This window comes from Levilactobacillus mulengensis (assembly GCF_003946045.1).
Lineage (GTDB): Bacteria > Bacillota > Bacilli > Lactobacillales > Lactobacillaceae > Levilactobacillus > Levilactobacillus mulengensis.
Genome location: NZ_RHNW01000009.1, coordinates 41606 through 55109, shown reverse-complemented (window position 1 = coordinate 55109; position 13504 = coordinate 41606). Strand labels below are relative to the sequence as shown.

Annotated in this window: 11 protein-coding genes; all 11 read right to left on the bottom strand. The window is 53.1% G+C overall.

Annotated elements, in window-relative coordinates:
• Positions 1 to 41 precede the first annotated feature (41 nt).
• Complete coding sequence (gene glmU, locus EKM84_RS09195) at positions 42 to 1421, bottom strand: bifunctional UDP-N-acetylglucosamine diphosphorylase/glucosamine-1-phosphate N-acetyltransferase GlmU (RefSeq protein ID WP_125765472.1); 1380 nt, start codon at positions 1419 to 1421, stop codon at positions 42 to 44.
• A 16-nt stretch (positions 1422 to 1437) separates the two neighbouring features.
• A complete protein-coding gene (purR, locus tag EKM84_RS09190) occupies positions 1438 to 2277 on the bottom strand; it encodes a pur operon repressor (protein ID WP_125765471.1) in 840 nt (279 codons plus the stop codon).
• An 804-nt stretch (positions 2278 to 3081) separates the two neighbouring features.
• A complete protein-coding gene (locus EKM84_RS09185) occupies positions 3082 to 3879 on the bottom strand; it encodes a metal ABC transporter permease (protein WP_125765470.1) in 798 nt (265 codons plus the stop codon).
• The gene (locus EKM84_RS09180; protein WP_125765469.1) at positions 3872 to 4573 is read right to left on the bottom strand and encodes a metal ABC transporter ATP-binding protein; all 702 of its coding nucleotides are present in this window, start codon (positions 4571 to 4573) and stop codon (positions 3872 to 3874) included. The genes EKM84_RS09185 and EKM84_RS09180 overlap by 8 nt, the downstream gene beginning before the upstream one ends.
• Positions 4573 to 5499, bottom strand: a complete 927-nt coding sequence (locus tag EKM84_RS09175) for a metal ABC transporter solute-binding protein, Zn/Mn family (protein WP_125765523.1) — start codon at positions 5497 to 5499, stop codon at positions 4573 to 4575. Before EKM84_RS09175 ends, EKM84_RS09180 begins: the two co-directional genes overlap by 1 nt.
• Before the next feature lie 692 nt (positions 5500 to 6191).
• Positions 6192 to 7439, bottom strand: coding sequence for an MFS transporter (locus EKM84_RS09170; protein ID WP_164511366.1), 1248 nt, complete (start codon positions 7437 to 7439; stop codon positions 6192 to 6194).
• Between the two features lie 312 nt (positions 7440 to 7751).
• Positions 7752 to 8675, bottom strand: a complete 924-nt coding sequence (locus EKM84_RS09165; protein ID WP_125765467.1) for a dihydroorotate dehydrogenase — start codon at positions 8673 to 8675, stop codon at positions 7752 to 7754.
• A gap of 187 nt (positions 8676 to 8862) precedes the next feature.
• The gene (locus EKM84_RS09160; protein ID WP_125765466.1) at positions 8863 to 9795 is read right to left on the bottom strand and encodes an alpha/beta hydrolase; all 933 of its coding nucleotides are present in this window, start codon (positions 9793 to 9795) and stop codon (positions 8863 to 8865) included.
• Between the two features lie 489 nt (positions 9796 to 10284).
• Positions 10285 to 10476: a hypothetical protein gene (locus tag EKM84_RS09155; protein WP_125765465.1), complete on the bottom strand. Its 192-nt coding sequence runs from the start codon at positions 10474 to 10476 to the stop codon at positions 10285 to 10287.
• A gap of 252 nt (positions 10477 to 10728) precedes the next feature.
• The gene (locus EKM84_RS09150) at positions 10729 to 11427 is read right to left on the bottom strand and encodes an ROK family protein (protein ID WP_225418182.1); all 699 of its coding nucleotides are present in this window, start codon (positions 11425 to 11427) and stop codon (positions 10729 to 10731) included.
• Positions 11411 to 12886, bottom strand: a complete 1476-nt coding sequence (locus tag EKM84_RS09145) for a 6-phospho-beta-glucosidase (RefSeq protein ID WP_125765464.1) — start codon at positions 12884 to 12886, stop codon at positions 11411 to 11413. The genes EKM84_RS09150 and EKM84_RS09145 overlap by 17 nt, the downstream gene beginning before the upstream one ends.
• Positions 12887 to 13504 lie beyond the last annotated feature (618 nt).

The window sequence follows — 13504 nt, the reverse complement described above, 5'->3', positions numbered from 1 at the left end:
CAATTTTATGCTATCGGGTCGGGAAACACAAGACCTTCGGCTTAATCTTCGCCACGATATGGCAGTTTTTGATAATAATTAGGCTTATTTGTCTGCCGTTCCCGGGCAATTGCCATGTCGTATTTATTTACGGCGTCAGTAATCGTCGAACCAGCAGCGATGAAACTGTGATCCGCCACGTCCAATGGCGCAACCAAGTTCGAGTTAGACCCGATGAAGGCGTCGTCGCCCACCACCGTCTCGTGCTTATTCTTGCCGTCGTAGTTGACGAAGACTACCCCACAACCAACGTTGATGTTCTTGCCCAACTTAGCGTTCCCCACGTAAGTCAGGTGACCGACCTTGGTGCCTTCACCAATCGTCGCCTTCTTCACTTCGACAAAATTGCCGAGGTGAACCTTTGGCCCAATGTGTGATTCTGGCCGCAAATGGCTGTTAGGGCCAATGTTTGAGCCCGCTGCCATGTCGGAATCCTCCAACAGAGAGGAGGTGACCGTCACGTGATCGGCCAATTTGGCATTCCGCAACTCAGAGTGCGCGCCGATGTAGCAATCGTCGCCAATCACCGTGTCACCCTTTAACAGCACGCCAGGTTCGATGATGGTGTCGGAACCAATCTTCACGCCGGCATCAATGTAGGTCGTCTCTGGGTCGATCAGGGTAACCCCGTTGCGCATGTGGGCTTCGTTGATCCGCTTACGCATGATCTTCGTGGCCGCGGACAAGGCAACGCGGTCGTTAACCCCCATGGATTCATCGAAGTCAGCCATTTGGTAAGCGGCCACGATGTCTCCCTGACGCTTTAAGATTTCAATGACATCGGTCAGATAATATTCGCCCTGCGCGTTGTCGTTAGAGGTTTCGTGAAGCGCCTTGAACAACTTTTGGTTGTCGAAAACGTAAACCCCCGTATTAATTTCGTGAATTTCTTGTTCTTCGGAGCTGGCATCCTTTTGTTCCACAATCTTCTCAACGATGCCGATGTTGTTGCGGACAATCCGGCCGTAACCGGTAGGATCTGGCGCAATGGAGGTCAAAATGGTGGCCGCCGCATGCTTAGCTTCGTGGTAAGCAAAGAGGTCATCGAAGGTCTCTGCCCGGAATAAAGGCGTGTCCCCACTGACAATCAGCGTGGTCCCTTCTTCATCCTTGAGCATCGGTTCCGTCTGTAAGACCGCGTGCCCGGTTCCCATTTGCTTGGCTTGCAACGCATATTGCGTCCGTTTGCCCAGCGTGGCTTCCACGTCGTCGGCACCGTAGCCCACGACCGTCACAATTTTATCCATTTTGGTCTGTTCGACCTGAGTCAACACGTGGTCGACCATGGCCTTCCCACACACCTGATGCAACACTTTGTACAGCTTCGACTTCATCCGGGTGCCCTTGCCGGCAGCGAGGATAATGGTATTTCTGGTAGTCATTCCAAATATCTCCTAGCTAATTTAATTGGGAATTTTCGTCGCCAAAGATTTGGGTCAAGTAGTTCCCTTGTGAAACGCGAATCTGTTCATCCGCCGTCTGAATCTTCAGTAACGACGTGTACTTGCTAACGGTCCGTTGCCCGGCGAAATCGCCTTCAGCAAAGACGGCCACGCCAGCCAATTGTGAATCGAATTCATCGACCAAGGAACGCAGACCCCCAACGGTCCCGCCACCCTTCATGTAATCGTCGACGATCAACACGCGTGAGTTGGGCTTCACACTGCGCTTAGACAGTGCCATCCGCTCGATACGCTTGGTTGAGCCGGACACGTAGTTCACACTAACGGTCGACCCTTCCGTGATTTGTGAATCATGACGCACGATGACAAATGGGACGTTCAGGTAGTTGGCAACACTCTGAGCCAACGGAATTCCCTTCGTGGCAACCGTCACAACGACGTCCACATTTTGATTCAAATACTGGGTCGCTAAGATCCGCCCAATCTGACGCAAAGCTGAGGGCCGCCCCAGGATATCGGACATGTAAACGTAGCCCCCTGGCAGGTAGCGGTCAGCTTCGGACAGTTCGGTCCGCATTTCATCAACAAATTGTTCGGCTTCTTCCCGCAAAATGTAGGGAATGAATCGTGCCCCACCGGCAGCGCCGGGAACCGTCTCCAAGAGACCCGTCCCCCGTGCTTGGAAGGTGCGCTTCAAAATGGTCAGGTCTTCACTAATGGAAGACTTAGCCGACTCGTAGCGCGCTGCAAAAAATGTCAATGAGACTAATTGATGCGGCCGTTCCAACAAATACCGGGTCATATCAACCAACCGGTCACTTCTTCTGACTTTCAACTTCTTCACCTCAACTATTTCTTTAGAGTTAATTGTAAAGCCAATTTTAGCATAAATGTTCGGGTTTTTCGTTACATTTTCGTGAGAATTCACATTACTTGCGGAAATTTAAGAAATCGACTGGATGTTTTCCATGTTTTTGACGATTTCGTTGGGTGATTGGTCTACGCCACCCGCAAAATCACTAGACTGACTGTTGCCTTCCGTTCCCGACGGCGGGTTCAAGCAGCCCTGGTCACTGACAGTTGTCTTTGAGAGTTTTGGTGGTGTTACCCACCACTAGTTGGTACCTGTCAAATTCAATTAGCCGCTTTGTAATTAACGATTGGTATGAAAAAAGAGCTGACCGGTTTGGCCAACTCTTGGGGTTTAATCTAATTTTATTGAATTGCTACATAGATAGAAATTTACCTAGAAATTGAATTGCTTTATCCCAGTGTGAGAGTGATTTTCGACCCGAGACCTACGTTCAATTTAGACTGGTTCAGTTCGCCAACCTTGTTCTACAGGGGATGTCTTTCGGTCCTGGCGTCCTCCGAAACGTGCTCCACGAGCCAGGTCCCTGCGCTTAACCCGACTAAGCAATGACCCAAGCCTCAGACTTTACGCTCAACTTAGACCTACTTAGTTCGCCAATCTTGTTCTTCACAGAACATCTTTCGGTCCTGGCGTCCTCTGAAACGTGTTCCGTGGGGCAACTGGTTCCGCTTAACACCGTAACGAAAACGACCCAAGCCCAGGGTCATTCCCGTTACGCCGTTAATGCTCGCCAGTTAACCGCCCCACTCCACACTCTGTCACACTCTACTCCGCTGTCTGCATCTTCTGCCAGCCCAAGGCCATGAAGTAAAAGACGGCTTCAATGGCGGCGATGAAGAACGAAACCGGGTAGTTGGTCACATAGCTCAGCGTGAGACCTGCCCAGACACCGATTAGGGCTAAGCCGACTGCTAAGATCATCATGCCACCGACCGTATGGGCGAAGTATTTCGCCGTTGCGGCTGGTAACGTCAACAGGATGAAGATTAACAGCGAACCCACGATTTGGGCCGCGACACTGACACTCAGGGCGACCAATACCAGGAACGTGATGGACAGTGTGTTGGTCCACAGCCCCTTGACCCGGGCACCCGTGTGGTCGAACGAATCAAATTTCAGGAACCGGTAGATCACGAACACAATAATCAGGACCAGGATCGACAACCACAACATTTGCTGGACGTCACTGGCACTAATGCCGATGACACTCCCGAACAGGATGCTGGTGGCGTAGCTCGCGTTCTTGTTGGCGAGTGACAAGAACAAAATTCCTAACCCAATAAACAGCGCGGAAATGGCACTGGTGGCCGCTTCACGTCGTTCACTGCGCGCACTCAGCTGCCCCACAATGACCGAGCTGATGACCGTGAACAGGAGCATCCCGTTCAGTGGTGCCCACCCAGCGAAGACCCCGAAGGCCGCGCCGGAGAACCCAATTTCAGACAACGTGTGCGTCAAGAACGACATGTTCCGGGCAATCACGAAGACACCCATGATGCCGCAGATGATGGCGATGATGGTGCCGGCCGCGAAGGCGTTGCGCATAAATTCATAACTAAACATTCTTCTCGCCCTCCCAGACCTTTTCCTGCGTCAAGCCACTGATAGGGCCCTGTTCGGCGCCGGCTGGCGTTAACATCAGGTATTGTGAACTATACTTACGGGCCATCGGAATATCATGCGTCACGAAGAGCACGGTCAGATGGAGCCGCTGATTCAACTCGATGACCAGATCCAGCAACTCGGTCTTGGTGACCGGGTCCAGACTGGCCGTCGATTCGTCTAAGATCAACAGGTTCGGCGATTCCACCAACGCCTGTGCAAGGTAGGCCTTCTGCCGCTCCCCACCGGACGCCTGGCCGATTGGCCGTTTGGCCAGTTTTGTCAGTCCCGTTTCCGCTAAAATGTGTTCGATTTCCGCGTGCTCCTTGCGGGACAACCACGGCCACTTCCAGCCGGTCAAGTTGAGACCCACGAAGTCCTTGATGGTCAACGGATAATCGCTGTCAATGTTGCGAAATTGTGGAACGTAACCGATCTTCACCCCACCGGCGTTGGGCAGGTAGGAAACCTTCCCCGTCGTCGGCCGTAATTGGTGTAGGATGGCGCGCATCAGCGTAGTCTTCCCGACCCCATTTTTCCCGACGATGCTCCAGAACTCTCCCTGATGAATCGTCAGGTTAAGGTCGGTGAACACCGGATGGTTGGGGAAAGTCACGCCTAAATTTTCAAGTTTTAAAATGGCTGGTTCCGTCATTAGCGATTCTCCTCCTGAATCCGTTGGACCTGGCGATACTGTTGTAGCATCCAGGTTCGGTACGTTTGGTGGGTCGGCATGGTTTCCGTCACTTGAACCACGGGCACGTGGTATTTATGGGCGAGTTGGACCATGGCGGTCACGTTTTTGCTGGAATTTTGGGTATTCTCCACGAAAAAGGCAATCTGGTGGTGCTTGATTTGCTTCTGTAATTGGGTGATGTCGGCCGGGGTCGGGTCACTGTCCTCCTCGATGGACTGGGCAAAATGACCGTCACTGACCTGGTAACCCATCGCGGTCAACGCCAGATCAAAGACCGGCTCACTCACGGCAACCTTCTGACCATGGGCGTGGCGCTTGATTTGCTTGGCCGTTTTCGTTAACACGGCCAGTTGTTTCTCATAAGCGGCTCCACGACGTTTGAACTCGGCCGCGTGCTTGGGTGAGATGCGGCTGAACTGGGCGACCAACCGCTGCGTGACCTGCGTCATCACGCTCGGGTCCGACCACAGATGGGGATTGTCCCCCGTGGTCTTGCCCATGAGTTTGCCAATCGACAAGGTCTGCGTTCCAGAGCCCTCATTGGCGGCCACCACGCGGTCCATCCAGCTGTCGTAGCCCAGACCATTCTCGACCACCACGTTGGCCTTAGCGACCAGCTTAGCCGTCTTCACGTCTGGCTCGTAGCTCTCGGCGTCGATGCTGGGACTGTTGATAATCGTGTGGACGTTACCTTGGTCGCCTAAAATGGCTTCCGCCGCTTCGCCGTAAAAACCCAGCGTCGCCACCACGTTGATTTTGCCGGACTGCTTGGGCTGGGTCGTCGCTTGGCAACCCGCCAAGGTGAAAACCGCCACCAAACTGACCACCAGTGCTAGCCACCGGAGGCCTTTCAGTCGTCCTATTTGTTTTCGCAAGTCCGTCATCCCCATCTTTACTTCATTTTTTATCAAATAGTGAACTGTCTTCTTCCCTGTCCGTTCCCGGCGGTGGGCTCAAAGTGCCCTGCTGTGGGGAACGGTTCCAGCCTGTGAAATGGTCCTTCACTCAGCCGCCTCCGGCCTCCAGGGATTCCGCCTGCTGTGGGGCCCGATTCCAGCCAAAGAGCGGGCTTCCATCTCGCTTGAAAGCCTGCCAAAGTTCAGCAGTCTCTCAAGTCGTCCCATGCTGTAAACGGCTAAAGAACAGCCGTTAACACCATCGACACAGCTGACTCCATCCCTGGCTGCCTGCGGCTACGGTGGTGCACCAATCAAGAATCAGCGTTAGGTATCGCTTAAGCTCTGGCGCTATTCTTCACCATTAGGTCGGAAACACTAGGCAACGTGTAGGCAAACTAACTATTCGCATGATTATTATTCTGACACGAATAGGCATACTAACCAGAACGTTTAAACAACCATATTTTTATGTAAACAGTAATGATTACCGTTTAGTAGTTTACCAGAAATTGAAAACTTGTCAACAGCTTTCGGTCGACGGGGGAGAAACTTTGCACAAATGTAAAAAGCCAGCCCGACTGGTGGACTGACTCGTTGATTACTTTATGAAAGAACTCTACTGATTTGACCACTCCAAATCAAGCACACCTACTGGAGATTCGTTGAACTGAGAGTGCCTAAACAGTCTCTGCCGGCTTGGTTGATTTACCCGTCAGTAAAATCACCGTACCCAGCACTAAAATCACAATTGACACCCAATATGCGGCGGCCGGCGAAACCGCGTTGTAAATCAATACAATGCCGACACTCCCGACCGGTGCGGCTACCGTAACCAGTGAACTGACCGTACCGAAGATGGTGCCCACTAGGTTCTGGTAGGCAATGCTAATTACCTGCGCATAGAGCTTGGGGTTCATGTTGCCCAAGCCAAACGCAATGGCGAACATCAAGATTACCAGCAGCGCATAATTTTGAATCCATAAGAAGTTTAGGTAAAGGACGACCATCACCGCAATCGTTTCCACCATCACTAGCTTGAACGATTGGCGATCAAGAAACTTCAACCGCAGCGTACTGCCCAACACGGTACCAATGACAAACAAAATATTCACAATCAAAATGGCAACGCCAAACGGCAGCCCAGTTGCTTTACCCCGATCTAACAAGTAGAGGTTAATCACCGCATCCACACTAGCCCCCACTGCATTGACAATCACTACCGCCACTAGTAACCGGACGATGCTGACTCCTGAAGACTGGCCTAGAATCGTACTCATTTTTTGCCACAGGTTAGGACCCTTCTCTGTTTCGGTCTGAGGTTGCGGGATAACAGCCGGCGCGATGTGAATGGCTCGCCGTCCAATGAAGAGAATCAGCGCTGCAATGAGAAATGTCCCGGCATTAATCAAAGCAGCCAGTGCGTAATCATGCGTCGCCGCAAGCACGAAAACCCCAATCGACTGGCCGACCGGTTGTAAGAGGGAAGCAATACTCTGGTTTAACCCTAAAACTTGCTGGCGGTCGTCTCTGGCTACCCGTTCGCGAATGATTGGCAAACGTAGACTGCTACTCAGAAATCCCAAACAATCCGAGACTAAGTTAATGGCCACGACAACCGTAAAGATAACCAGTGTGCGTGCATCAATCACCAGGGCCAATACCAGATACAACCCGGCTTGAATCACCTTGGTCAAAACTAGCATACGATCTTTGTGAACGACGTGATCCGCTAAAAAGCCAATCACAAATCCCAGAGTTCCCGGCACCACGGTCGCAATCGAGACAACTGATACCATAATTGCTGGATTAGCGTAGGTCTTCGCATACGTCAGTAAAACAATATTGAAGATACTAACCCCTAAGGTTTCAAATATATTGGCCAAGGATAGGACCTCGACCGATCTGCTCTTCAAGGCATTAATCATACGCACCCTCCTCATGCTCTTATTTTCTCATTTTCACTTATCTTCGACTTACATTTTGAAACTATCATTTACGCATTATTCACCTATTCCCTGCACAGCCATGGGATTTAATTAAATAACATTTGATACGTTTTAGCTTAGTGTACACTTGACTTTATTAAAAAACAATGATAATATTTTTAATTTTTTCGATTGTTCCATCAAATAACTTTAGGTGCACCACGCAAATTCTACTTTTTACTCGTAGGTTAAAAAGAGACCTCAGAAATCCTGAAAAGATTTCTGAGGTCCCTACCTGATTCTTATTCACACTTATCTTCGGTCCGCCTGTTCCCACGTCAACGTCATCAGGTCCGGCAAATGATATTTCGCCAGCGTTGCCGGTAGTGCCCGGGCGATGTCGCGACAGGCGCAGGGATTGCCGTACGTGGCCGCCCCGACCTGCACGGCGTTAGCACCTGCTAGGAAGAATTCGATGGCATCTTCCGGCCGCATGACGCCGCCGACCCCAATGATGGGCACATCCGTCACGGCACGCACTTGGTGGACCATGCGAACGGCTAAGGGATGAATCGCCGCACCAGACAAGCCACCCGTGCCGTTACTCAGGGTCGGTTGCCGCGTGGTCAAATCTAGCTGGAGTCCGGTCAGCGTATTGATCATCGTCAGGCCACTGGCCCCGCCCGCGACCGCTGCCTGGGCGATTGCCGTGATGTCCGTCACGTTCGGCGTTAGTTTAACGTAGACCGGCTTCGTGGCCACCGCCACCACCTGGGCGACCAGGTCGTGGACCAACTCGGGATCCGTGCCAAAGGCTAATCCCCCGGCCGCCACGTTGGGACAGGAAATGTTGACCTCTAAGGCGTGCACGTTGGGCGCCTGGGTCAGCCGCTGGGCCACCGCCACGTACTCGGCAAACGTGCTGCCGGCCACACTGCCAATGATGGGCAGGTCTGGGTAGTGCACGGCCAACCACGGTAAGCGATCCGCCATCACGGCTTCAATGCCCGGATTGGTCAGACCGATGGCGTTCATCCACCCCGCCGGCGTTTCCGTCACGTTGGGCTTGGGGTTGCCAGTTCGAGGTTCCAGCGTCGTGGATTTAATTACCAGCGCCCCTAGTTCATTCAAATCAAAATGTTGGGCCAGGCCTTGGCCGTAAGCCGCCGTCCCGCTCGCTGGGATGATGGGGTTCTTCAAATCAAGCCCGGGTAACTGCACACTAATTGTCGACATAATATCCTCCCGTGATACGTTAATGTCTTGCTGAAAACGTTTGGTCGGTCTCACTGGACCTCGAACCAAACTGAAATTAAATTAATCGTAGAATACCGCCGAAATGCGAGGCCGTCAACTAAAAATTTGGTGGCAAAAAAGACGTGCCGGCCCAACCACGGGCAAACACGTCCAACACCAATTTTTTCTATTTAATGTACGGCGCTAAGAAATCCGCGACCAAGTGGTCATAGGCCACCGGATCATCCTCGCGCGTCGCAATGTGGGCGGCGTCCGGATCGCGGTATTTCTGCTTGGGACCGGCCGCTGCTTGGTAGAGTAAATCCAAGTTTTCAATCGGCACGGTCTCATCCTTGGCGCCCTGAATCAGGAGCAGTGGAATCTGACTCTTCTTCAACTGCCCGGCAATGTCGCCGTCCGCCAAGCGGTAATCGCCTAACCGGGAATACTGGTCGGCAATCGCCAGCGTTGGCTGGGTCGGCACGTGAAATTCGTGGCGCATCCGAAAACGAGCCTCACCCAAGACAGACGCGTAGCCCGAGTCAGCGATGATGGCCTTGACGTTGGCTGGCAGGTTTTCCCCGGCCGTGGCCATGACGGTCGCTGCACCCATGGAGATGCCCAGCATGACAATTTGACTGTCGTTCCCATTCTGTGCGATCACCTGGTTGATCCAGCCCTGATAATCGTGCCGGTCCGGCCAACCGTAGCCAATCGTATGACCGTCGCTTTCGCCATGGGCCCGAGCATCCGGCATCAAAACTGCGTAACCCCAGTCATGAAAGGCGCGCGCCCAGGGAATCATCTGTTCCCGAGCGTGACCGAGCCCGTGGGCCAGGATAGCGACCTTGGTCGTCGGCTGGTCCGCCGCAATCCAGCTTGCGCGTAAACACAGGCCGTCTTGACTGGTCTGCGTCCACTCGACCGGATTGTGCCGCAAGTACCACACGTTGTCGGCCGCCGTATTTTCACTGATGGCCCGTTCCTTTGACTGTTGCCGGCTGCGGGCATAGGACCGCGTGGCCGATAAATACAGGCCAGCCGCGGCGCCCAACACGCTCACGGCCCCCACCGCAGACAGTGCGGCCACGCCACCAACGACCTTTTGCCAAGTCTTCATCATCACTACCCCATTTCTACTTAATACGGGCTAAATTGGTGTTGTCTTCGAAATCGTGAAAATGAATTGTGGTGGCTTGCCGTTCCCGGCGGCGGCCTCAAGATGCCCTTCAAGATGCCCTGCTGTGGGGAACAGTTCCGGCCTGGGGAGCGGTCCTGCACCTCGCCTGAAAGCCTGGAAAACCACCAGTCTCTCAGGTCGTCCCGTGCTCTAGACTGAGAAAATCACTCAGTCAAGACCACCGACACAGCTGGACACCTTGGTCCGCCTCTGGTCACTCACATTGATTATCCATTTCCACAATTTCTACGATCAACGCCTATTTCCCCCGCGTCACTCATTCAGGTCATTGGTCTTGTTGCATTTACTGGTTGACCAAATATCTGTAATTGCAACAATCCCTGGCCAATGTTCTACCCTTACTGTACCGAAAATTTGTCACTGGTGCCACTAATTCACTTGAAAAAATAGGGTGAGTTGTCTCCTTAACTATTTCGTTTCAGTACTCGCTAACTGGCTTTTGACAAAAGCAGTTAGGTCGGGAATTGTTTTTTCCATGCTGATTTGCGCGTACAGGGTCTTGATGAGGTCCTCCGCCGTCAGATTACTAGCCTCGAGAATATAATCCACCTTATCGGCCAACTGCTTATCTATCAATAGGTTCAGACTATCTACAGCCATATTGCTCACCGCCACCGAGACTATGCGCGACTTCGACGGCCAATACAATCTTTTAATCTTGTTAACTTATTCACCCATTTCTAAATAAAACTGCCGAACAGCCCCAATCAAATTGGCATCGTTCAAGAATAAACAAGGCCGAACATCAGCGATTAGCGCGGCGCGTTGTTGGTGCATCAGGTGCTGGATTCGGCGTTGCAGGTCGGCCACAAATCCCGGTCGGGCTGAGATGCCGCCACCAATCAACAGGCGTTACGGGTTCAGGCCCACGTACAGGTTGTAGGCCCCCAGACTCAACCAATTCAGCAAATCACCGACGCACTGTTGCGCCAGGGTATCGCCGTTGTTGGCCAGATCAAAGACATCCTCCGCGGTCATGGCCGTGGGCAATTCCCGCAACCGCTGATAGCGTTGAGCCATCCGCACGGGACTGCCCAGCTGACTCAAGGTTTCGTTGGCCGGCGTCATCACCATGTAGCCGAACTCCCCGGCAAAGTGGTCTGGGCCCGTGATCAGCTCGCCGTTCCGAGTCACGGCCCCACCGACCCCGGTGCCGACGATTAGAAACAGGGTGTCGGTCACGTCCTTAGCATTGCCCAGCCAGGCCTCGGCCAGCGCGGCACAGTTGGCATCGTTTTGAATCGTCACCGGCATGCCAAAGGCTGTTCGCAACGTCGCCTTGATGGGAAAGTCATTCAGGTAGTTCACGGCGCTGGTCCCAGAAATTTTCCCGACGACGGTATCGACACCCCCGGGCAAGCTCACCGCTACACCGACAAACGGTAACTTAAAGCTGGCTTTGACGGCCGTTAATTTTGCCAAAAGTTCCGGCCAACTGGCGGGCGTGTCAAAACGGTTCTTGCGCCGCAACTGGTCATCCGCCCACACGCCGTATTTGACAGTCGTACCCCCGATATCAATCACCAATAGCGGTTCAGCCTGGTTGGTCATCTGCGTCACCCACCGTCATCTCAAGGTCCGCGCCATTGGTTGCAATCACGCGTTGATACCAGTAGAAAGAATCCTTGCGATAGCGCGCCAAACTCCCGCTGCCATCATCGTTGCGGTCCACGTAAATGAAGCCGTAGCGTTTGGACAGCTGCCCGGTGCTAGCCGATACGATATCGATGGCGCTCCAAGGCGTGTAGCCTATGACGTCCACGCCATCCTCGTTGATGGCCAGCGCCATTTGGGCAATGTGGTCATGCAGGTAATCAATCCGGTACTGGTCGTGCACCTGGTGGTCGGCGGTCAGCTCATCGATGGCGCCGATTCCATTTTCCACGACAAATAGTGGCAGGTGGTAGCGATCGTTCATCCAGTTCAGGGCGTAGCGCAGGCCTTGTGGGTCCACCTGCCACCCCCAATCTGATTGCGGCACAAACTGGTTCGTCACCAAATCAGTGGCCTCATTATAAGAAAATTGGTCATCCTCATGGTCACTGGCCTGCGTGGCAAATGACATGTAGTAGCTGAAGCCCAGGTAGTCGACCGTCCCCTTCTTCAGATTAGCCAGGTCGGCCGCCGTGATGTCGAGGTCAAACTGCTTGCTCTGGAAATACTGCGACAACCAGGTTGGATACTGCCCCTCGACCTGTACGTCCGAGAACCAGAACCGCGCCTGCATTGCACGTTGGGCTTTGAAGACGTCACGTGGCTTGTCACTAGCCGGATAGACGGGCGAGAAGGCTACCATCGCGCCAATCTGAAAATCGGGATTGATGCTGTGACCAATCTGCACGGCCAAGGAACTGGCAACAACCTCGTAGTGTGCAGCCTGATACATCACGGTCTCGGCGTCCTCACCGGGTTGCGCCTGAATTCCCGAGTTGGTGAATAGCGTAAAGGCCCGGTCATAGTTCGTTTGGTTATTGATTTCGTTAAACGTCAACCAGTAGGTCACCTTGTCTCGGTAACGGGTGAAGACGGCCCGGGCAAAGCGGGTGAAAAATTCAATCGTTTTGCGGCTCCGGAAGCCCCCGTACGACGTCACCAGGTTATACGGCATTTCAAAATGGGATAGGGTCACGACGGGTTCGATCCCGTACTTGTGGCATTCATCAAAGAGCCGGTCGTAAAAGGCTAGGCCCGCCTCGTTGGGTTCCAACTCATCCCCCTGTGGAAAGATCCGCGACCAGGCAATCGACGTCCGAAAGCTCTTAAAGCCCATTTCGGCAAACAGCTTCACGTCCTCGGGGTAACGGTGGTAAAAGTCCACGGCCTCATGGTTGGGGTAAAACTCCCCTTCCTTGACACCGGCCGTAATCCGCCGCTCGTCGCGGTTTCCCGCGGCGGTCATGACATCGGCCACGCTGAGCCCCTTGCCACCAACATCGTAAGCGCCTTCAACTTGGTGCGCCGCAACGGCACCACCCCATAGAAATCCAGCTGGAAAACTTTTCTTCGTCAAAATAATTTCCTCCTTAAGTATCTTTTTTACATAGTTATATTGGTTCTAAGTGCCGCCTTACCGGGCGAGAAAAATGAGACCGGTTCGCGGTGGGCAGGGTGAAACTAAGCGTGACCATCCGTTCCCGGCGGCGGACTCAAAACGCCCTGCTGTGGGGCCGGTTTCAGCCTGGGGTACGGGCTTTCACCTCGACTTGAAGCCTCGCTAAAACCGCGAGTTTCCAAGGTCGTCCCGTGCTCTAAACTGAGAAGTCCACTCAGTTAAGACCACCGACACAGCTGGTCATTTTGGCCCGCCTCTGGTCACTCATATGGACGCCTGACTTTCACCACAGCCTTGAATGACATCATCTTTCTGTTCATCACAGTGACACATTAATTAGCTAATTTAATGATTCACACTCAATTAGACCAGTCCGGACACAGTCACTAGCCAATTTCACCAGCAAAACCAGCAAATTCAAAAACCAACCAGACCTGCTTACTTAGTCCCCAACCACTAGACTGGTCGGGCCGCCACCAAGAGCCGGAGGCAGCTGGGTACGCAGCCTTCTGTGTCGATGGTGTTAGTCCGGGGCGAATTTCCCCGGGCTTACACCATGGGACGCGTTTGGAGACG

Coding starts and splice junctions, on each gene's coding strand:
- glmU (WP_125765472.1), bottom strand. CDS start 1,421: ATGACTACCAGAAATACCATTATCCTCGCTGCCGGCAAGGGCACCCGG.
- EKM84_RS09185 (WP_125765470.1), bottom strand. CDS start 3,879: ATGTTTAGTTATGAATTTATGCGCAACGCCTTCGCGGCCGGCACCATC.
- EKM84_RS09180 (WP_125765469.1), bottom strand. CDS start 4,573: ATGACGGAACCAGCCATTTTAAAACTTGAAAATTTAGGCGTGACTTTC.
- EKM84_RS09175 (WP_125765523.1), bottom strand. CDS start 5,499: ATGACGGACTTGCGAAAACAAATAGGACGACTGAAAGGCCTCCGGTGG.
- EKM84_RS09170 (WP_164511366.1), bottom strand. CDS start 7,439: ATGATTAATGCCTTGAAGAGCAGATCGGTCGAGGTCCTATCCTTGGCC.
- EKM84_RS09165 (WP_125765467.1), bottom strand. CDS start 8,675: ATGTCGACAATTAGTGTGCAGTTACCCGGGCTTGATTTGAAGAACCCC.
- EKM84_RS09160 (WP_125765466.1), bottom strand. CDS start 9,795: ATGAAGACTTGGCAAAAGGTCGTTGGTGGCGTGGCCGCACTGTCTGCG.
- EKM84_RS09155 (WP_125765465.1), bottom strand. CDS start 10,476: ATGGCTGTAGATAGTCTGAACCTATTGATAGATAAGCAGTTGGCCGAT.
- EKM84_RS09150 (WP_225418182.1), bottom strand. CDS start 11,427: ATGACCAACCAGGCTGAACCGCTATTGGTGATTGATATCGGGGGTACG.